Origin of the sequence: Kaistella flava (ex Peng et al. 2021), assembly GCF_015191005.1 — a bacterium.
GTDB lineage: Bacteria > Bacteroidota > Bacteroidia > Flavobacteriales > Weeksellaceae > Kaistella > Kaistella flava.
In genome coordinates this window covers 2,200,216-2,221,886 of the sequence record NZ_CP040442.1, presented here as the reverse complement: position 1 = coordinate 2,221,886, position 21,671 = coordinate 2,200,216, and the positions used below count along the sequence as shown (strand labels likewise).

The following is a 21,671-nucleotide window of genomic DNA, read 5'->3' as shown; positions in this document are numbered from 1 at the left end:
CAAAACTCTAATATCGAAGTACAATTTTAATTCCGCGCAAGTTTGGGGATTTTGTCAGAAGAAATGACCATTTTTTAGCAAAAGGATCCAGTCTTGAACTTTTGGTTCTTTTGTTTCAAGACAAAAGAACAAGAAATAAAAGAAGTTCTCTAAAAATGTGATTTTGACAAGCTCAATCACCATCGACAGGCTCAATCACCAAGTTAGTACGAAGAATGAGGCAAAAGAACAGAATGAAAAAATAATTTTCTTTAAACCACAAAGTCACAAAAGTTTTTATTTTCTGCACATTAGCCACATTAGTTTCAAGTAATCACCTCATGCATAAAAGACCACATTAGTTTTTTGCAGGATAAATCCTGCTGAAATACGTTATAATTTAAACGATCCGCCTCCTTAGCCTTTACCGACTTCGGAGATTTTTACGTTAAGAAAAAAGGAAATTTCTTCCAACCCACTTTATCACCTTGCAACACCTAAAAATCCCCACTGTTTGAGTGGCGGCAAAAATAGTAGTTAGATACCCAATTTAACTTTCCGCCCGAGTTTGGGGATTTTCTTAGAAGAAATTTTCTTTTTTTAGTAAAAAGATCCAGTCTTGAACTTTTGGTTCTTTTGTTTCAAGACAAAAGAACAGAGAATAAAATAAGTGATCTATCAATGTGATTTCGGCTCCGCTCAATCACCAAGTTAGTACGATGAATGAGGCAAAAGAACAGAATAAAAAAGCAATTTTCTTTAAACCACAAAGTCACAAAAGTTTTTATTTTCTGCACATTAGTCACATTATTTTTAAGTAATCACTTCATGCATAAAAGACCACATCAGTTTTTTGCAGGATAAATCCTGCTGGAATACGTTATAATTTAACGATGCGCTTCCTTTAACTCAACCTTTACCGACTTCGGAGATATCATCAAACATCCAACATCCATCATCCATCATCCATCATCCATCATCCATCATCAAACATTCAACACCCCTCTTTTTCAACTTAACCACACTCATTTCAAATAAATGCCGATTAATTCAAATAATTTTAATTAATTTGCAAAATAATCTTTTTAGACGACAGATTATAAAAATTGGATTAAAAACTATGAAAAAAATAATTACACTTATCGCCGTTTTCCTTTTGGTGACCGTACAAGCACAGGAATTCGAATATGGACTCACTGGTAGCTTTCATCAAGGCTCTATTGCGGGGGTTCATGACAGGTCCACCGGTAAATTCGGTGGGACACTCGGTGTTTTTGGACAAATACCCTTAGTGGAAAATGATATTTTCGATTCTGCCTGGTTGTATATAAACTCTACAATAGAGTACAGCACCCAGGGAGAATACGCAAGAGCTGAAGTAAACAAATTCGGAGTTCAAAAATTCAATCAGGATTATGTCGCTATGGACGTGGTGTTAAAATACTTTTTTCATCAGGGAAATTTTAAAAAAGATGTCTTTTTATTTGCTGGACCCCGAATTGAATACATGGTCAGAAATGACCGTAAAGTAGATCCTGCTTATGATTTGAAATATAATAAAATAAATCATGATCAAGACGTTAATAAATTTGGTTATGGAGTAACGCTAGGTATAGGCTTAAAAGTCGCGCAACAATTGGAAGCCTTTTTAAAATATGATCATGGATTTAGCAAAGTATATCCAGATAATACCCGGAATAACTATAACCGTATATTGGGTTTAGGTCTTAATTATTATTTAAACGAAAAATAAGATCCTCTTATTTTGGTCTCTGCTCCTGGAACTTGGGATTGCAGATGTTATTTTATCTTTGTCCTTTAAAAATTAGAAATGAAAAAATACTCAGTAGTATTTGTTATAGTAACCTTAATCCTCTTACAAGCCTGTAAACCCAAACAAAACATTGTTTACATGTCTAATAATAACTTTGAACATGAAGTTTCGCAGGCACGATATTCAGGTTTACATATTCAGGATGGCGACCGCTTGCAGATCTTAGTTTCTGCTTTTGATGAAATAGCAGTGCGCCCCTTCAATATCAATACCATGGCGAAAACTGGTGCCGCAGGTGCAAATACCACTAGTGCGGCTAATCAAATCCCTAGTCCCAGCGAATATATTGTAAATTCCGAAGGTAGCATTCTATTTCCTGTCTTGGGAAATGTGTTCTGCAAAGGCATGACCAAGCAACAACTAAAAGAAGAGCTCGAAAGTCGTCTTAAGCGCTATCTTACCGATCCGATGGTTACTATTACGCTCTCCAATTTTAACATTAGCGTTTTAGGGGAGGTTAAGAGTCCTGGACAGAAAACCAGCACCACCGAAAAACTCAATCTCTTTCAGGCACTTGCTTTAGCAGGTGATGCCACCTACGATGGTAATAAAACCGATGTGAAGCTTATCCGTTATTCCGACGAAGAAGGCAAAGATAAAGTGATTTCTTTAGATCTTTCCGAAGCGTCGATTGTGAATTCCCCTTATTATTATCTGCAGCAAAACGATATTCTATATGTAGAACCGGATCGCAATAAACAGATTGGTGAAAATCGGAATTCCAAAGTAGATCAATGGATTAAATATGGTGGAGTTGGTTTAGGTTTACTTACCTTAATTCTTACTTTAACCCGTAAATAATAGCAATGGAATTACTTGAAAGTTCGGGTACTGCACAGCCGGTAAAATCCGTCAATTTAAAAAGAGAAATTGGGAGATATCTTAAGAAATGGCCTTGGTTTTTACTCAGCATGGCGATTTTTTTCAGTGCTGCAAAAATTTATCTCCGATATGCACAGCCTCAATATTTTACCAAAACCTCTTTAAAACTCCAGGAATCCAAAGGTAAAAATACCACGGCGCTCAGCGACCTGAAGAATTTAGGGGTGGGAGTAAGTGGTAATGATGAACTGCAGGGCGAAACTACAGTGGTGGTATCGAAACCTATATTAGGAATGGTTGGCAAAAATCTTAATTTACAAGTGAGTTTTTTCAGTATTGGTGCTGTAAAAGAAGTTGCGCTATACAATGGAGGCCCGCTCAAAGGAAAAATCATTAGCGTCACTCATCCCGAACGTTTTTCTGGAGCTACATATACCCTTACACCTGAGGGAAAAAATGGTTATCGTTTTTCTAATTCCGATACCATTTATCAATTCGGCTCTGCCGTAAAACTGCCGTTTGGAATAGTGCAAATTGACCGGTTGGCAGGATCGAGTTTTAGCGCTCCTTTAAAAGTGGTTTTTAAAAGTATGAGCACGGTAATTAGTAGCTTAGAAAACAGTATTGCAGTATCGTTGCCGCCTAACAAAGGTATGCTTATGGAACTTTCCATAGTGGGAGCCATACCCCAACAATCGGAAGATATTCTCAATGAGCTTTCAAAACAGTATATTATTGACGGTATTAAAGATAAAAATGAAGAAGCACAGAATACGCAGAACTTCATCAACGACCGGTTAGCTATCATTACTGATGATTTGTCAGGAATTGAAGGCCAAAAAGAAAACTTTAAGCGAACCAATCAGATTACCAATCTCGAGGTACAGGCGGGTAATGCTGTTACAAAGGCAGATGAGAATACTAAAATTATTCTTACCCAAACAATGCAACTTGATTTGGTAAATTCTGTTCTTGCAGCAAGTAGTGGTGATCAGCTATTGCCTTCCGGATTAGGACTTTCTTCAGGGGCTGAAAGTAATATCGTAGCTTATAATGACCTTTTGCTTACCCGAAATAGAGTACTGAAACAGGCAACTGGTGAAAATCCTGCAGTAATTACGATTAATAAGCAGATTACTGAACTTAAAAATTTAATCAGAAAAAATTTAATAGAATCCCGCGAAACCCTCCAACTTCAGTTGGGTCAGGCAAAAGCTGAACTCAACCTTGCTAAAGGTGATATTAGCAAATTTCCGGAACGTGAAAAAATATTCCGGAGCATCGATCGACAACAGACCCTTAAAGAGCAGCTTTATCTTTATCTCTTGCAGAAAAGAGAAGAGAATGCTATTACTTTAGCCGTGACAGCACCCAAAGCCAAAGTCATAAATCCCGCTTATACGACCGGAATTGTCTCTCCGAACAGAGATCAGATTGAATATGGCTCCTTAGCAATAGGATTATTATTGCCCTTACTTTTCTTCTTTGGAAAGAAAACTTTAGATACCAAGATCCATACTAAAAACAATATACTGTCTCATTTTCCTACTGCCTCGGTGATTGCAGAAGTTCCGTTTAACAAAGAGGAGAGTAAAACGGTTCATTCCAACGACTTTTCTGTTTATACCGAATCTTTCAGGATTTTAAGTTCCAACCTGAAATACCTGCTAAGAGCTAGAGGTTTAAAAAATGGAGGCGTGGTCTTAGTCACCTCCTCTGTTAAAGGCGAAGGAAAAACAACGGTTTCCGTCAATACCGCGCTCACATTAGCTGGAAAAAGCAAGGTAATTATTGTCGGTGCTGATATCCGAAACCCACAATTGCACCGTTTTATGGATGGTCATAAAAAGGGATTGACCGATTATTTGGTGTCTGATGATACCACTCCGGATCTCTTTATTATGAAATCAAACGTAAGTGAAAATCTTGATGTGCTTTTCGGTGGCCAAATGGCGCCCAACCCCAACGATCTTTTGGACATGGAGAAATTCGATTTACTCATCGCTTATTTAAAAACAAAATATGAATATGTTGTTTTAGATTCGGCTCCAGTAATGTTGGTAAGTGATACACTCCATCTGGTCGAAAGTGCAGATGTAGTCCTTTATGTTGCAAAGGCTGATTTTACAGAACAGGAGATGATTGGTTTTGCCGAATCTTTTAGGAAAGATAATAATATCAGTAATATGGCTTTTATTCTTAACGGAGTGAAACCCGAAAATACCCGCTATGGAACAAAATACAGCTACGGTTATTATTCATACACCCATGATGAAAAACCGAAATGGTGGAAAAAGTTTGTTTAAAGGATGCGCTTCGCTTTGAGATAATATGGACGCGCTTCGCTTGAGATGGTAGAGGAGAGACTCTGTTCGCTGCGAGATGAAGAATGTGATGATTTTGTGATGTGATGTGATGTGATGTGATGTGATGTGATGTGATGTGATGTGATGTGATGATTGAACAATTTAGTGATTAAGCCTGTCGAAATCACTACGATCTGCAAGAACTTTGAATCAGTGATTTGATGTTATGATGAATGAGCAATTTGGTGATTGAGCCTGTCGAAATCACCTCGATCTGCAACATCATGTGGCTTTAGCCGAAACTTATTTTTTGAACCATTAAGGTATGAAGGGTAATTAAGAGGTATAGAAGCTGATTTAATTTCTGAAACAATAATTTTATTACGGTCAAAAGTGTTTTTAACGATCTAGAAGTTCCCGAATCAAAAAAAAACAGCTTCATTTTCCCCAACATTTACGCCATCACGCTCAGCATAAAAAAAGGTGCGAATCCGATTTTTCTGAAATTGAGCATCTGTTAATACTTGCACAAAAATTTGACTTAGGAGCCATTTGCGTTAAGAAAAACCTCAAAGAGGTTCGCCGATTCAAATAAAAAAATAGATGAAGGAGGCAAATGGTAAATTCTTCCCATCCCACCACATCAACTTGCAATACCTGAAAAGTCCCAGTGTTTGAAGCGCGGCAAAGATTTAACATCAAAGCGCAACTGTTAAAACCGCGCAAGTCTCGTCTTGATGACGAGATAAATAATGGAGATTTTCTTAGAAGAAATTACCATTATTTAGCCAATTTATCCAGGTCTTGTCCCGAAACTTCGGGACTGGTTCTTTTATTTCAAGACAAACCATTTTAAATGGTTCGCTGATTCCATTAAAGAATAATAAAAAATGAAGCAAAAGAACAGAAAACAAGAACATAATTTTTAAAGTACTTTCCTTCAACTACAAAACAATTACAATTGCGTGAGAATATTTTAAAGCAAACGCAAGTATGCCTCAGGCGAATAGGCAATGCTTTAAAACCGACTTGCAATTCTTTGCATCAAGGCAAAAGTGAAAGAGAAAAGCCTTGTTTTTATAGATGTGATTTCGGCTTCGCTCAGTCACCAATAATGATTTTTTTAACTTCACTATTCACTATTCACTATTCACTATTCACTATTCACTATTCACTATCCTTTCCCTTAAAAAATCAGTTAAAAATATTTTTTAACAAAAAGAAAAACGATGGCGTTAACTTTCCTTACTTTTGCACCAGTTAAAAATAGCAGTCAGAATCACATTTGTTTTCTAAACTTATTGGATTGGCAAGAGAAGAGAGTAGTTGAACAGGTATTTTCGCAAGTTCAGCAGCTCACAACATTACATTTAAAAAAAAAGAAAATGAGTAAAATATTAATTACCGGCGGAGCAGGCTTTATCGGATCCAACCTTTGCGACCACTTTATTGAAAAAGGCGATCAGGTAACGGCCTTAGATAATTTCGCAACCGGTTTCAGACACAATATCGAACACCTGTTCACCAATCCTAATTTCACACTGATCGAAGGCGATATTCGTGACTTAGCAACCTGTCATAAAGCATGTGAAGGGCAGGACTATATTCTTCATGAAGCTGCTTTAGGTTCGGTCCCACGATCTATTAATGATCCGATTACCAGTAATGATGTTAATGTAGGTGGTTTCTTAAATATGCTTGTCGCTGCCAGAGATGCGAAAGTAAAAAGATTCATCTATGCTGCGAGCTCTTCCACTTATGGCGATTCTGAATCGCTGCCTAAAGTAGAGGATGTTATTGGAAAACCTTTGTCACCTTATGCGATTACCAAATATGTGAATGAGCTTTACGCAGACGTGTTCAGTAAAACATACGGGATGGAGTGTATCGGGCTGCGGTATTTCAATGTGTTTGGAAGAAGACAGACTCCAAATGGTGCGTATGCAGCCGTTATTCCGAAATTTGTAATTCAATTGATGAATCATGAAAGTCCGGTGATTAATGGAACCGGAGATTACTCCCGTGATTTTACCTATATCGACAATGTCATTCAGATGAATGAAAGAGCGATGTTGTCTGATAACAAAGAAGCAATCAATACCGTTTACAACACGGCAGTAGGAGATCGCACCACGCTTAATCTTTTGGTAGAATACTTGAAAGAATACCTTTCTATCTACGACCCAGAAATAAAAAATGTCGAAATTATTCACGGCCCCCAAAGAGCCGGCGATATTCCTCATTCTCTGGCATCAGTGGAAAAGGCCAAAGAATTATTAAATTACAACCCTTCTCACGATATAAAAGCCGGTTTAAAAGAAGCGGTGGAGTGGTACTGGGCGAATTTGAAGTAGCGGTGCTGGGTGTTTGATGCGGGATGCTGGGTGCTTGGATTGAGCTTTTTTATGAAGGATGAAGTAAAAAGTATGGATTATGAAGTATCAAGTGTGAAGGTTGTGGTGATTTGATGATAGGTTGATTTGGTGGCTGAGCGGAGCCGAAGCCACACGGTGATTTCGACTCGGCTCAATCACCAAGTAAGTATGAAGAACAAACAATTTTCTCTAAACCACAAAGTCACAAAGTTTTTATTTTTAACACATTAGCCACATTAGGTTCAAGTAATCACTTCCTGCATAAAAGACCACAGTAGTTTTTTGCAGGATAAATCCTGCTGAAATACGTTATAATTTACACGATCCTTTACCTTTACCGACTTAGGAGATTTTTACGTTAAGAAAAATGGTTATTTCTTCTCACCCACTTTATAAACAACACCACCTAAAAAGCGCCACTGTTTGAGTGGCGGCAATACAAATGAATCTTAGAAATAACCTCCAATCCCGCCCGAGTTTTGGGGTTTTCTTAGAAGAAATTACCATTTTTTAGCAAAAGAATCCAGTCTTGAACTTTTGGTTCTTTTGTTTCAAGAGAAAAGAACATAGAAAAGAACATAGTTTGTAAATTACATTCCGTTCACTACAATGCAATTACAATTGCGTGAAAATATTTTTAATGCAAAGGCGCAAAGATTTTAATTTCCGTGAAAACATTTTAAGGCGCAAAGTTCACCTCAGGCGAATAGGCAATGCTTTTAAAACTGACTTACAATTTTTTTGCATCAAGGCAAAATTAACAGAAAAAAGAAAATGGTTTTTTGTATTGGTGATTTCGACAAACTCAACCACCATCGACAGACACAATCACCAAGTAAAGAATTTCATAATTTTAGGTTATGCTACCTGCAAGTATTTGTGCAGACTTCATTTTTCCCAACCCTTACTTAGACCGACTCAGCATAAAAAAGGAGGAAAAACAGATTTTCCAAAAATTGAGGATCTCTTAATACTTGCACGAAAATTTGACTTAGGAGATTTTTACGTTAAGAAAAAGGCAAATTTCTTCCAGCATACCTTTTCAACAAACACCGAGTAAAAATCCCCACTGTTTGAGTGGCGGCAAAAATTTTCATTCTATAAAAAAACTAAAATTCCGCCCGAGTTTGGGGATTTTCTTAGAAGAAATTTACTTTTTTTAGTAAAAAGATCCCGTCTTGACTTTTTTGTTACTTTTTGTGTCAAGACAAAAAGTAAAAGAATAAAAGAAACGAATTCCATTATTACTATTACTACACCACAGGTCAAAAGGAAACGCCCATACCCAGAAAGCTTCTTTTCCCCAACCCTAAAGGGTGGAAGCTTTCTTAGCTCTTGAAAAAGCACATTTCCATACTCCAAGACGACCTTTACCCCTAGCTTCAAACGCATTTTGTCCGACTTAGGAATTATTGACGTCAATAATATCCGCTTCATTTTCCCCAACCCTTTGCTTCGACAGGCTCAGCAACCAACTTCGACAGGTACTTCGACAAGCTCAGTATGACACTCAGCATAAAAAAGGGAGTGAATCGGATTTTTTCGAAAATGAGGTTCTGTCAATACTTGCACAAGAATTCGACTTAGGAGATTTTTACGTTAAGAAAAAAGAAAATTTCTTCCAACAGTATTTTTCAACAAGCAAACATAAAAATCCCCAGTGTTTGAAGCGCGGGCAAAAATTTAACATCGAAGCGCAACTTACATTTCCGCGCAAGTCTCGTCTTAAAGACGAGATAAATAATGGGGATTTTCTTAGAAGAAATTTACTTTTTTTAGTAAAAAGATCCCGTCTTGACTTTTTTGTTACTTTTTGTGTCAAGACAAAAAGTAAAAGAGAAACGAAAATGTTTTTTTGTATTGGTGATTTCGACAAGCTCAATCACCATCGACAGGCTCAATCACCATCGACGAGCTCAATTACCAAGCAAAAGATTACAAAATTTCAAGTATTAACTTCTAAGTATTATTACCACTTAGGAGTTATTGGCGTTAAAAAAAAATCCGATTCATTTTCCCCAACCCTTTGCTTCGACAGGCTCAGCAACCAACTTCGACAGGTACTTCGACAAGCTCAGTATGACATTCAGCATAAAAAAGGGAGTGAATCGGATTTTCACCGAAGTTTACTCCATCACTACCTGGTCGCACTATAAATGACTTAGGAGATTTTTACGTTAAGAAAAAAGAAAATTTCTTCCAACAGTATTTTTCAATAAGCAAACATAAAAATCCCCAGTGTTTGAAGCGCGGGCAAAAATTTAACATCGAAGCGCAACTTTCATTTCCGCGCAAGTTTGGGGATTTTCTTAGAAGAAATTTACTTTTTTTAGTAAAAAGATCCAGGTCTTGAACTTTTGGTTCTTTTGTTTCAAGACAAAAGAACAGAGAAAAGAACATAATTTGTAAATTACATTCCGTTCACTAGCGAAACCAAAACTTATATGCTCTTTGCCCTCACTCCAACTCATGTGACTGATGTGTTTAAAAAAGAGCCAAGTAAAATGCGGAGATAGTATTTTTTGAGTGGTTCAGTTTTTATGTTCTTCAATTATCCATGATCTAGTAAGCTTGATAAACTTTAATAGTGTCATTAGTGAAAACCATTAGTGCGATTAGTATTTAAAACGCTCACCTATTCCGCCGATCTCAACAATCATCCATATTTTGCCCATCACCCAACATCCCTCACCCCCTCCATAAACAAATAAATAACGCCACCCACAAAAGAACCTCAAAAAAACACCACCACATCTCATTAACTTTTCTTACTTTTGCACCACGAAAAAAAATGCAAAACAAGTAGCTGATTTCATTGTATTTGCCTCCAAGTAAACAGAAATGAGCACCCCGAAACCCAATTCATTGCCCTATGCATAGGAATTGAAGAGGATTGTAGAATAGTAAATAAAACATGGCGGTAGCGCCTTTATAGTATGCAGCATAAAATAACAGTATTAGGATTAGGATATGTGGGTTTACCACTTGCAAGATTATTCGCCACTCAATTTCCCGTAGTTGGATTCGACATCAACCAATCTCGTGTTGAGGAATTAACCAAAGGACACGATGATACCTTGGAAGTATCAGATGAACTTCTAAAATCTGCCCTCGTTATTACCAATCCTACAAAAGAGGAGAAAGGATTGTACTGTTCTTATGATCTTCAAGATATTGCAGACTCTAATATTTATATAATTACCGTACCGACGCCGGTGGACAAAAATAACCGTCCGGTTTTGACGCCTTTAATTAAAGCGAGTGAAACCGTTGGTAAAGTATTGAAAAAAGGAGATATTGTGATTTACGAATCTACCGTGTATCCGGGAGCGACAGAAGAAGACTGTATTCCCGTGGTGGAAAGAGTATCGGGCTTGAAATTCAATGTTGATTTCTTTGCAGGGTATTCGCCAGAAAGGATTAACCCGGGAGATAAAGAACATACCGTAGAAAAAATTCTAAAAGTGACTTCAGGTTCTACGCCTGAAATTGGGGTGGTAGTCAATGATATTTATAAAGCGGTGATTACGGCAGGAACGCATTTAGCACCGACGATTAAAGTAGCAGAAGCGGCCAAAGTCATTGAAAACTCACAGCGTGATATTAATATTGCTTTTGTGAATGAACTGGCGAAGATCTTTAACTTAATGGGTATTGATACCCATGATGTCTTAGAAGCAGCGGGCACCAAATGGAACTTTCTTCCTTTTAAACCGGGTTTGGTTGGCGGACACTGTATCGGGGTAGATCCTTATTATCTGGCGCAGAAAGCACAGGAATATGGCTACCATCCTGAAATTATTCTGGCGGGTAGAAGGCTGAATGATTCGATGGGACAGTACGTCGCTTCGCAAGTGATTAAAACCATGATCAAAAAGGATATCGCCGTTAACAATGCTAAAATATTAATGCTCGGTATTACGTTTAAAGAAAACTGCCCGGATGTTCGAAATACAAAAATTGTAGATGTAATTTCTGCTTTGGAAGATTATGGTACTTGTGTAACCACTTATGATCCGTGGGCGAATTCATTAGAAGTACAACACGAATACGGCATTGAAAGCACTGCTGAAATTCCTACTGAAAAATTTGACGCTATTATCTTAGGCGTTGCCCATCAACAATTTTTAGAATTGGATATAGAGCAATTTAAAAAAGAGAAAGCGATTATTTTTGACGTCAAAGGAGTATTGGAAAATTCAGATTGTTCATTATAGTAAATATACAAAGTACAATAGCAATTTGTAGAAAATACGATTAGTTAATTATATAGAGCTCATAGGATAGTAAGAATTAAATGAAAGCAAAAATCATCAACTTACCAAAGATTGTAGATCCCAGAGGAAATTTATCCTTCTTCGAGCATCCCAATCAACTGCCTTTCGAAATTGCAAGAACGTATTGGATTTACGATGTTCCTGGTGGAGAGCAGCGCGGAAGTCATGCTTTTAAAGAGCAAAAGGAATTCATTATTGCACTCTCTGGAAGTTTTGATATTGTACTTAATGATGGTGAAAAAGAAGAGAGATTTACCTTAAACCGTTCTTACTATGGTTTGTATATTCCCAAAATGCTGTGGCGTACTATAGAAAATTTCTCTACGAATTCTTTGGCGTTGATAGTTTCAGATCAGCATTATAGTGAAGCAGATTATATTAGAGATTTCGATGATTTTAAAACAATGAAAAAGTGAGCCATAAGTTTACCATAGCCGATTGTGAAATTGTGGACTTGCCTATTGTTCATAATGAATCGGGCAATATCACAGTCATGGAAAATAGCGGTAATCTGCCTTTTGACATTAAGCGTATCTATTATTTATACGATGTGCCAATGGGAAGTGAAAGAGGGGGACACGGCCATTACGACCTTCAACAATACGTTATTGCCGCAAGTGGTTCCTTTACCTTTGTACTCGATGATGGTAAAGATAAGAAAGAAGTCTTTTTAAACCATCCTAACAAAGCTTTGCATATTAAACCGGGAATCTGGCGGGAAATGAAAGATTTTTCCAGCGGAAGTGTTTGTTTAGTACTGGCTTCTATGGAATATACGGAAGAGGATTACATGAGGGATTACGTTCAATTTTTAGAGTATAGAAATGAGTAAAATTCACCCTTTGTCTGATGTGCAGACTCAAAATATTGGTAAAGATACTTTTGTCTGGCAATACACCGTAATCTTAAAACAAGCAGTGATTGGCAATAATTGCAATATTAACTGTCAGGTTTTTATTGAAAATGATGTTGTTATTGGTAATAATGTGACTATAAAACCTGGAGTCCAAATCTGGGATGGTTTACGAATAGAAGACCATGTTTTCATAGGTCCTAACGTCACTTTTACCAACGATCGATATCCGCGTTCAAAACAATATCCTGATGAATTTCAGCAAACACTTGTTAAGAAAGGTGCAAGTATTGGTGCAAACGCAACCATATTAGGAGGACTTACCATTGGGGAAAACTCGCTCATTGGCGCAGGAAGCGTAGTGACTAAAAATGTGCCGGATAATGAATTATGGGTGGGTAATCCTGCCCGCAAAATTAGAAATATAGAAAAATGATTAAGTTTTTAGATCTACAGAAAATAAATTTAGCTTATCAACAGGAAATTGAAGAAAAGCTTTTGCAGGTTTTCCGCAGCGGTTGGTATCTTTTGGGTAACGAAGTGAAAAACTTTGAAGCCAGTTTAGCTACTTATATTGGTTCACCAAATGCGATAGGAGTTGCTAATGGGTTAGATGCGCTTCGATTAATTTTCAGAGCTTATTTGGAATTGGGACAAATGAAAGTTGGGGATGAGGTCATCGTTCCTGCCAATACCTATATCGCATCACTTTTGGCCATCACCGATAATCGCTTAAAGCCCGTCTTTGCAGAACCAGAGATTGGAAACTATAATCTGGATATTGCTAAATTGGAAGCGCTTATTACGCCGAAAACCAAAGCCATTATGGTGGTTCATTTGTATGGTCAAATTTGCTGGTCTGAAGAACTGGAAGCTGTGGCTAAAAAATACAATTTGAAAATCATCGAAGATAATGCACAGGCAATCGGTGCAGAATGGAACAGAATTAAATCTGGAAATTTAGGTGATGCTGCAGGATTTAGTTTTTATCCCGGTAAAAACCTAGGAGCCTTAGGAGATGGTGGTGCCGTGACGTGCAAGGATCCTATTTTAGCAAAAATTATCAGAAGTCTGGCGAATTACGGATCTCAGGAAAAATATGTGCATGAATTTCAAGGATTAAATAGCCGATTAGATGAAATACAAGCAGCAGTTTTAGACGTGAAATTGAAATATATCGACACCGACACCGGCAAAAGACGCGAAATTGCAGAAAAATATATTGCAGGAATCACCAATCCCAAAATTATTTTACCAAACTTGCCGGCAGCATCTAAAGAACATGTATGGCATCTTTTCGTCATCAGAATCGACAAGAGAGATGAACTTCAACAGTATCTTACAGAAAATGGCATTCAAACTTTAATTCACTATCCGATCCCGCCGCATAAGCAGAAAGCGTATAAATATTACAATCATCTTACTTTTCCAATTACCGAGAAAATTCACAATGAGGTTTTAAGTTTGCCGATTAGTCCATTCATGGAAGAGGAGGAAGTTCAAAAAGTAATTGAGCTTATTAATAATTATTAAAATGCAAAAAGTAAGTAAAATAATTAGAAATATTTTAGAAAATCCCAAAGTAGCTTATAATTATGTAGTGTGGGAATTTCTCTCATTATTTTATAGTCGGAATATTGATGAAGGAGGCGGTAGAATAGTTGTGAGAGGAAATTCGATAAAATTGGAAATTAAAAAAGGGAAGAATGCTCAATTTAATGTTTATGGAAGATTAACACTTACACCTTTTGCATACGCTTCATCACCTATAACTATATCTATTGCAGATGGTGGTGTTTTAAATGTTTATGGTGATTTTATGCTGGGAGAAGGTGTGCGAATTAGTGTTGCTAATAAGGCGATATTATCTTTTGGTGGAAAGGATATCGAATCTGCGTCTGGAATAACAGGGAAATCTTTGATTATGGCAAATAAAAAAATTGAAATTGGTAAGGATTTTATTTGTGCATGGGATGTGTTTATAACAGACTCTGATTGGCATACCATTAATGACAAAAGTCACCAAAAAGACGTAATTATTGGTGATCATGTTTGGATCGCTAATAATAGTAATATATTAAAAGGTTCCGTTATTGGAAATAATTGTATTGTAAGCAGTTGCTCAAAAGTAGGCAATACTACTTATGGTAATAGTGTAATGATTGGAGGAATGCCCGCCAAAGTTCTTAAAGAGAATGTTTCTTGGAAAAGAGATATTATTTAAAAAGTATGAATCAAAAGAGCAGCTACAGAACAATTTTTAAAGCAACTTCTCTTTTTGGAGGAGTACAAGTGATTAATATTATTGTGCAGATCATCCGTTCTAAAGTTATTGCAGTACTTTTAGGACCAGCAGGAATGGGAATTGCTGGGCTACTGACCACAGCGTTGGGTTTATTGGGTAGTCTTACCAATTTCGGTTTGGGTACCAGCGCAGTCCGTGATATCTCAGAGGCACACGCCACTGGAAGAAACTCGCGTGTTGCCAAAGTGGTTACCGTCTTGAGGCGTTTGGTTTGGATGACCGGTTTATTGGGATTATTTCTAACTTTTATTGCAGCACCTTATCTAAGCAATTATACTTTCGGTAATCAAGATTATACGCTCGCTTTCCGATGGCTATCCGTCACCTTGCTTTTAAATCAGTTGGCTTCTGGTCAAAAAGTTCTGCTGCAAGGGATGCGCAAGCTGAAATTAATGGCTAAGGCTAACGTTTTGGGTTCTGTTTTAGGTTTACTAATCTCAGCACCTCTGTATTATTTTTACAGGATAGATGGTATTGTGCCTGCCATTATTGTTTCGTCGATATTGGCGCTTGTGATTTCTTGGTTTTATTCGCGCCGTTTAAAAATAGAGCCCATCGAAGTGTCTCGTAATGACACCCTTCATGAGGGTAAATCCATGTTAAAGATGGGTTTTATGTTAAGTCTTAGTGGATTGATTACAGTTGGGGCGTCCTACATAATTCGTGCGTATATCAGTAAAACTGGTAGTCTTGAAGATGTAGGTTTATACACCGCTGGTTTCGCCATTGTTGGAAGTTATGTTGGTTTAATTTTTTCAGCAATGAGTACAGATTATTATCCACGCCTTTCTGCAGTTGCGACAGATCCTAAACAAGCGAATGAACTCATAAGTCAGCAGGCAGAAACCGCACTTTTAATCATTGGACCTATTCTTTGTGCCTTTTTGATTTTCGCCAACTGGGCTGTTATTTTATTGTATTCTTCGAAATTTATACCAATTAGTGGAATGATTCAATGGGCAGCACTGGGCATGTATTTTAAAGCAGCAAGTTGGGCCATTGGGTTTTTGTTTTTAGCTAAAGGTGCTTCAAAAGTGTTTTTCTGGAGCGAACTCGTTTCAAATGGATATATGTTATTGCTTAATATACTAGGATATATGTTATTTGGTTTGGATGGTTTGGGAATTTCTTTTCTGATCAGTTATATTTTAGTGCTATTACAGGTATATTTTATTTCTCAAAAACTGTATAGTTTTTCTTTTAAGAAGACTTTTTTTAAACTGATTTTTATTCAATTGTCGTTGGGTATCTTGTGTTTTATCTGTAATTTAATACTTCCTAGTTCCTGGTCTTATTTATTGGGTATAGTTTTAATTGCAATTTCCTGTGCCTATTCATTTAAAGAAATGGACAAAAGATTGAATCTGAAAGAGGCATGGACCAATTTAAAAAAACGAAAAAATGGATAATGTAACTATTTCTAAGACGAAACAAGGTCCTTTGGTTTCTATTATTGTGATCACCTATAATTCCGGAAAATATGTTTTGGAAACTTTAGAAAGTACAAGAATACAAACTTATCAAAACTTAGAACTTATTATTACTGATGATGGATCTAAAGATAATACGATTGAAATCTGTAAAAATTGGTTAGATCAAAATAAGGATCGATTTGTAAAGTCAACACTTATTACAGTAGAAAAAAATACGGGTATTCCTGCTAACTGCAACCGTGGTTTAAAAGCTTCATCAGGGGATTGGATAAAGTTCATTGCGGGTGATGATGCATTAATTGAAAATTGCATTGAGGTTAATATAAATTTTATTAAAAATAATCAGGATATAAAAGCATTACAGACTTGTAGTAGATATTATCTCGATCACTTTGAAATTATAAATTATATAGCTTCAAGTCCTGTAGAAAAAAAATTCTTTAGTCAAAGTGCAACTGAACAATATTTTAACCTTAAAAAGCGAAATGAAATTATCGCTCCATCGATATTTTTAAAAAGAGAGGTTTTAGATTTAGTTGGTGGATTCGATGAGGATTTTCTGCTTTTCGAAGACATTACAATGTGGCTTAACCTGACAAAGTCTGGCATTAAAGTATATTTTTTTGAAATAGAAACGGTTAATTATAGAATTCATAAAGGTTCAGTAGCTAAACAAGGTAAGCCTAATATGAGTGTAGCTTCATGTTCTGAATCAATATTGTTTGCTAAAAAATATTATTCATCAAGTGAGAAACGTACCGTTCCGTATTTAAAGAAAATTTTGAAATATAATTTAATTATTCGTTACGAAAAATTGGGATTAAACAATTCTTCACTTTTTAGTAAATATCTTTATATGCTAACGTGGAAAATATTAACGTAATAAACTTTGATTATATTTCTTCTTTTTACTACTATGTTTACTTATTTTAATTTCAGTTAAAACATATTTTATACGTTGTCAGATTGTATAAGTAAGTAAAGGAATGATTTATAAAGCTTGAGATGGACTTAACTTTTACAAAACCATCAATTCTAAATACTAAATGAAAATTTTAAGACTTACAACGTTATTAGACTTCGGGGGTCAGGAAAAAAAATATATCAGTTTTACCGAAAAACCTGAACTTTTACAGCATCAATATATTTTTGCTGCGATAGGTTTCGGTGGCAGCGCAGAAAAAATCCTGCGAAAAAGAAATTTTGAGGTTCATATTCTCAACCGTAATTTTTCCATCAGGAATCTTTCTAATATTTTTAGTCTTTATAAACTGATTCGAAAAATAAAACCGGATGTAGTTCATACTGCTGCAGCTGAAGCCAATTTTCATGGAATTATTGCTGCAAAATTAGCAGGCGTAAAAACGATTATCGGTGAAGAAATCGGGATTCCCAATCATTCGTCAATCGCCCAAAAGGTTTTTTCTGCAGTATATCGTTTAGCAGATAAAGTAATTTGCGTTTCAAAATCCGTTAAAACTCATCTTATTACAATTGGTGAGATCACTGCTTATAAAGGGATAGTAGTTTATAACCCTGTAAGTTTTTCTACTGTTTTTAACAAGAGTAGTTCAGAATCGTTTACAATGGTTTATATAGGACGTTTAGAAAAGGTAAAAAATGTACAAACACTTTTAAAAGCCTTTGCGAAATTGAAAAATACCGAAATGAAACTCGTTGTTGTTGGTGATGGAAGGGAACGATCAAATTTGGAAACACTTGCCAAGGAATTAAAAATTTTTAATCGGGTTGCTTTTGTAGGTTTTCAAGAGGAACCTGCAGAATTTTTAGCAGTTGCAGATTTGTTTGTTCTACCATCTTTCTCTGAAGGATTTGGTATCGCAGCGGTTGAAGCAATGTTTCAGCAAGTTCCTGTTTTGTGTTCTAATGTAGGAGGAATTCCAGAATTTGTGCAGAACGGTGAAAATGGTTGGTTGTTTAATCCTAATGATATTGATGAATTGCATTCAAAACTTGAAATGATTATTTCAAAAAGTGAGCAAGAAAGAAAATTGATTGGATTTCAGGGTTTTAATGATGTAAAAGATGAGTTTACCATTGAAAAATATATCAAGAATTTAGAAGAAATATATATAAAAGAATATGCCTAAAAATCTCCTTTTCATCACCTGGGATGGTCCCCAAACCAACTACATGGAAGGACTTTTCATGCCCATTTTTCAAGAGATTGCTAAGACAGAAAATATTAATTTTCACGTCATTCAGTTTACCTGGGCAGATGAAGCGAGAATTGATGCCATTAAAACTTCAGCATTAGAAATGGGTATTCATTATACTGCATTTCCCATTCTTAAAAAACCAATTGCATCTTTAGGCAGTTTATTAACGCTATTTACTTCTTCAAAAAAAATAGCCTCTTATATTCAGAAACATGAGATTGATATCGTGGTGCCAAGAAGTACTTTTCCGGCTTTCATGGTTAATCAAATAAAAGACAGGAACTTCAAAATAATCTTTGATGCCGATGGTCTGCCTTTAGAAGAAAGGGTCGATTTTGCCGGACTGAAAAAAGAGAGCCGTCAATATCAATGGCTCAAAGGCATAGAACAAAAAATGCTTTTAAGAGCGGATGTTGTTGTAACCCGTTCTCAAAAAGCCATTGATATTCACCTTCAGACGATTGGAGAACCGTTTAAAGACAAATTCTCCGTCGTATTCAATGGCAGAGATGCATCACAATTTAGTATCAATTCAAATGACCGGGTGAAAATTAGAAAGTATTTAGCAATTTCCGACGAGGAAATACTGATGATTTACTGTGGATCCTTAGGGCCACAATATGGACTGGATGAGATGTTGCGGATTTTCAGAGTCTTCCGTCAGAAACAACCCGCACAATTTTTAATCCTCACCGGAAATACGGAATTTGCCAAAACACAATTAAAAGAGCAGACAGAAGATATCATCATTAAAAAAGTGAATATTGATCAAATCCCAGGATACCTCAATGCAGCAGATGCGGCTTTTGCATTCCGCCAACCTGCCTACAGCATGCAGGGCGTTGCTCCTATAAAATTGGGGGAATATCTTTTAACAGGACTTCCAGTGGTTGCCAGCAAAGGAATTGGAGATACAGAAAATATACTACATCATTTTGAATCTTGCTATCTTTACGACCATCAAATCGGTCTGCAAAAGCAATTACCCGAAATCATTAAATTAATCACGGAGGCGAAAAGAACCGACAGAGAAAAAACTAGAAGTCAGGCACTGGCTTATTTCTCATTAGAGTCCGCCGCAGATTCCTACATTAAAGCAATCAAAAAATTAAAAATAGAATAATTTTACAGTAAATTCACAATTCACAATTCACAATTCACAATTCACAATTCACGATTACAAATCACCCATGCCTTCCCACCCAAAAATTCTCTACTTCACCAAATACTCCCGAAATGCGGGCAGCAGCAGACTGCGAAGTTTCCAGTATTTCCCTTATTTGGAAAAGGCCGGATTTGAGGTGGAGGTAAGTCCGCTCTTTATTGAAAACTATCTGGTGCAATTGTATGCAGGAAAATCTACTTTGGTCGAAGCGGTCTTGGGCTATGGAAAAAGATTTTTGAAATTATTCACCGTTGGGAACTATGATACAATAGTCATTGAGAAAGAACTCTTTCCTTACCTACCATCCTTTGCAGAATATCTGCTGAAACTTTTTGGAAAAAAATACATCGTCGATTATGACGATGCTATCTTTCATAATTATGATCAAAGTTCAAATCCTCTGCTCAAATTGTTTTTAAGTAAAAAGATTGATACGGTTATGAAAAATGCGGCGGTGGTCGTTGCCGGAAATTCGTACCTTGCCGACCGTGCAAAAAAAGCCGGAGCGCAAAAAATAGAGATTATACCAACGGTTATTGATCTGGAACGGTATCCTTTCCAAGTAAAGAAAGAATCTGAAAAATTTGTTATTGGCTGGATTGGGACCAAATCTACTTTTGAAAAGCATTTGCTGCCTCAAAGGAATTGGATTATAAAATTACAGGAGGATGCAACTATAGAATTTCATATTGTAGGCATCACCGAAGATATGAATTTGGGAAAAAATGTAAAATATATTCCCTGGACTGAAGAAACCGAAGTGGAACATATTCGTCAGTTTGATATGGGCATCATGCCGTTGCAGGATTCTCTTTGGGAAAAAGGAAAGTGCTCCTATAAAATAATCCAGTATTTTGCGTGCAGTATTCCAGCAATCGCCTCACCCGTTGGGATGAACAATGAAGTTATTAATGAAGGTGAAAATGGCTTTTTAGTAAATGGTGAAAAAGAATGGCTAGAGAAAATAAAATACCTGAAAACAAATATAGAGGAAAGGAATAGAATGGGACAGAAAGGAAGGGAAGAAGTAGAGGGGAAATTTTCTCTTCAGGCCACTTCTAAAAAATGGAAAGAAATACTAGAACGAACAAATAAATAGCAGCAATGGAAAACAAAAGATATTTTGACATTCTGCAGATTTATAGGGGAATTGCTTCTTTATTAGTAGTGGTTCACCACTCTTATGCTTCTTTTGAACATTATCTTAAATTGGATAATGCTGCACTTGCCTTCATCGCTTCAGTTGGAAAGTTAGGGGTAGATTTTTTCTTTGTATTATCAGGTTTTATTATTGCTTACACGACTTATAATTATAGAGGACAGACTGGCTATTTAAAAAAATATACTTTTAATAGGGTGATCAGAATTTATGTGCCTTATCTTCCAGTGTCATTTGCCATGATACTGCTTTATTTTCTTTTTCCAGGCTCCAGTAATTCTGATCGATCGATGAGTTTACTCACGTCTGTGCTTTTAATTCCTGACGGAAATCCAGCACTTTCGGTTGCCTGGACCCTTGTTTTTGAAATGTTTTTTTACTTGATGTACAGTTTAAATTTTTTCTCAAAAAAACTCTGGTATGTCATTTTAATCGTTTGGCTTTTGGGCATTATCGGCACAAGTATTTCTCACCTAATATTCGAACACCCATTCCTTAAACTCATTTTCAATCTTTATAACCTTGAATTTATTATGGGAGTAATGGTGGCTTATTTGATTAAAATGAACCTTGTGAAAACAGATCGTAAATGGTTCGTCATTTTCCCTATCGTACTTTTTCTGATTTTTCTCTATTTGAAATATGCTGCCATCAACTTATTTCCTTTTTCATTAAATCTTATTTTTGCGCTTTCTGCTGCAGGTTTTGTGTATGTCGGAATTAAATATTTTACAAAGAAAATACCGGAAAATAATGTTTGGATGCTTTTGGGTAATTCGAGTTATTCGCTTTATTTGTTGCATAATCCGCTTCAAAGTATGTTGGTTCGGGTAATGCCTGCTGCTGATCATCAGATTGTTTTATTGTTCGAGCTGTTTATTGTTATATTTTTGTGCTGTTTGATCAGTTATTTCTATTATTTAATTTTTGAGAAACACGTCATGACTTTCATTAAAAATAAATTTGAAAAGTATGTTGCTTGA

18 protein-coding genes are annotated in these 21,671 nt (G+C 36.2%); all 18 read left to right on the top strand.

Annotated elements, in window-relative coordinates:
- Positions 1-1,099 precede the first annotated feature (1,099 nt).
- The 18 genes from Q73A0000_RS09870 (at position 1,100) to Q73A0000_RS09785 (ending at position 21,671) form a co-directional block, all read left to right on the top strand.
- On the top strand, positions 1,100-1,732 hold the full coding sequence (locus tag Q73A0000_RS09870; RefSeq protein ID WP_193810806.1) for an outer membrane beta-barrel protein: 633 nt from the start codon (positions 1,100-1,102) through the stop codon (positions 1,730-1,732).
- Between the two features lie 78 nt (positions 1,733-1,810).
- Entirely contained in the window at positions 1,811-2,614 is an 804-nt protein-coding gene (locus tag Q73A0000_RS09865; RefSeq protein WP_193810805.1) for a polysaccharide biosynthesis/export family protein, read from the top strand.
- Positions 2,615-2,619: 5 nt separating this feature from the next.
- Positions 2,620-4,941 carry a GumC family protein gene (locus tag Q73A0000_RS09860; protein ID WP_193810804.1) on the top strand — a complete coding sequence of 774 codons (2,322 nt, stop codon included), beginning with the start codon at positions 2,620-2,622 and terminating at the stop codon, positions 4,939-4,941.
- Between the two features lie 1,385 nt (positions 4,942-6,326).
- Complete coding sequence (locus tag Q73A0000_RS09855) at positions 6,327-7,295, top strand: SDR family oxidoreductase (protein WP_193810803.1); 969 nt, start codon at positions 6,327-6,329, stop codon at positions 7,293-7,295.
- A gap of 646 nt (positions 7,296-7,941) precedes the next feature.
- Complete coding sequence (locus Q73A0000_RS09850; RefSeq protein ID WP_193810802.1) at positions 7,942-8,376, top strand: hypothetical protein; 435 nt, start codon at positions 7,942-7,944, stop codon at positions 8,374-8,376.
- A gap of 352 nt (positions 8,377-8,728) precedes the next feature.
- Positions 8,729-9,472: a hypothetical protein gene (locus Q73A0000_RS09845; RefSeq protein ID WP_193810801.1), complete on the top strand. Its 744-nt coding sequence runs from the start codon at positions 8,729-8,731 to the stop codon at positions 9,470-9,472.
- Positions 9,473-10,252: 780 nt separating this feature from the next.
- Complete coding sequence (locus Q73A0000_RS09840; RefSeq protein ID WP_193810800.1) at positions 10,253-11,533, top strand: nucleotide sugar dehydrogenase; 1,281 nt, start codon at positions 10,253-10,255, stop codon at positions 11,531-11,533.
- 80 nt (positions 11,534-11,613) lie between these two features.
- Positions 11,614-12,009 carry a sugar 3,4-ketoisomerase gene (locus tag Q73A0000_RS09835; protein WP_193810799.1) on the top strand — a complete coding sequence of 132 codons (396 nt, stop codon included), beginning with the start codon at positions 11,614-11,616 and terminating at the stop codon, positions 12,007-12,009.
- 77 nt (positions 12,010-12,086) lie between these two features.
- Positions 12,087-12,425: a sugar 3,4-ketoisomerase gene (locus Q73A0000_RS09830; RefSeq protein ID WP_262892913.1), complete on the top strand. Its 339-nt coding sequence runs from the start codon at positions 12,087-12,089 to the stop codon at positions 12,423-12,425.
- Entirely contained in the window at positions 12,418-12,882 is a 465-nt protein-coding gene (locus Q73A0000_RS09825; protein WP_193810797.1) for an acyltransferase, read from the top strand. The genes Q73A0000_RS09830 and Q73A0000_RS09825 overlap by 8 nt, the downstream gene beginning before the upstream one ends.
- On the top strand, positions 12,879-13,979 hold the full coding sequence (locus Q73A0000_RS09820) for a DegT/DnrJ/EryC1/StrS family aminotransferase (protein WP_193810796.1): 1,101 nt from the start codon (positions 12,879-12,881) through the stop codon (positions 13,977-13,979). The genes Q73A0000_RS09825 and Q73A0000_RS09820 overlap by 4 nt, the downstream gene beginning before the upstream one ends.
- A gap of 1 nt (position 13,980) precedes the next feature.
- Positions 13,981-14,670 (top strand): acyltransferase, encoded by a 690-nt coding sequence (locus tag Q73A0000_RS09815; RefSeq protein WP_193810795.1) that lies wholly within the window; start codon positions 13,981-13,983, stop codon positions 14,668-14,670.
- Positions 14,671-14,675: 5 nt separating this feature from the next.
- Positions 14,676-16,160, top strand: coding sequence for an O-antigen translocase (locus Q73A0000_RS09810; protein ID WP_193810794.1), 1,485 nt, complete (start codon positions 14,676-14,678; stop codon positions 16,158-16,160).
- Complete coding sequence (locus tag Q73A0000_RS09805) at positions 16,153-17,067, top strand: glycosyltransferase family 2 protein (RefSeq protein WP_193810793.1); 915 nt, start codon at positions 16,153-16,155, stop codon at positions 17,065-17,067. The genes Q73A0000_RS09810 and Q73A0000_RS09805 overlap by 8 nt, the downstream gene beginning before the upstream one ends.
- A 163-nt stretch (positions 17,068-17,230) precedes the next feature.
- Positions 17,231-18,295 (top strand): glycosyltransferase family 4 protein, encoded by a 1,065-nt coding sequence (locus Q73A0000_RS09800; protein ID WP_193810792.1) that lies wholly within the window; start codon positions 17,231-17,233, stop codon positions 18,293-18,295.
- Positions 18,288-19,487 (top strand): glycosyltransferase, encoded by a 1,200-nt coding sequence (locus Q73A0000_RS09795; protein ID WP_193810791.1) that lies wholly within the window; start codon positions 18,288-18,290, stop codon positions 19,485-19,487. Before Q73A0000_RS09800 ends, Q73A0000_RS09795 begins: the two co-directional genes overlap by 8 nt.
- Before the next feature lie 67 nt (positions 19,488-19,554).
- Positions 19,555-20,628 (top strand): glycosyltransferase family 4 protein, encoded by a 1,074-nt coding sequence (locus Q73A0000_RS09790; protein ID WP_193810790.1) that lies wholly within the window; start codon positions 19,555-19,557, stop codon positions 20,626-20,628.
- A 5-nt stretch (positions 20,629-20,633) separates the two neighbouring features.
- Positions 20,634-21,671 carry an acyltransferase family protein gene (locus Q73A0000_RS09785; RefSeq protein WP_193810789.1) on the top strand — a complete coding sequence of 346 codons (1,038 nt, stop codon included), beginning with the start codon at positions 20,634-20,636 and terminating at the stop codon, positions 21,669-21,671.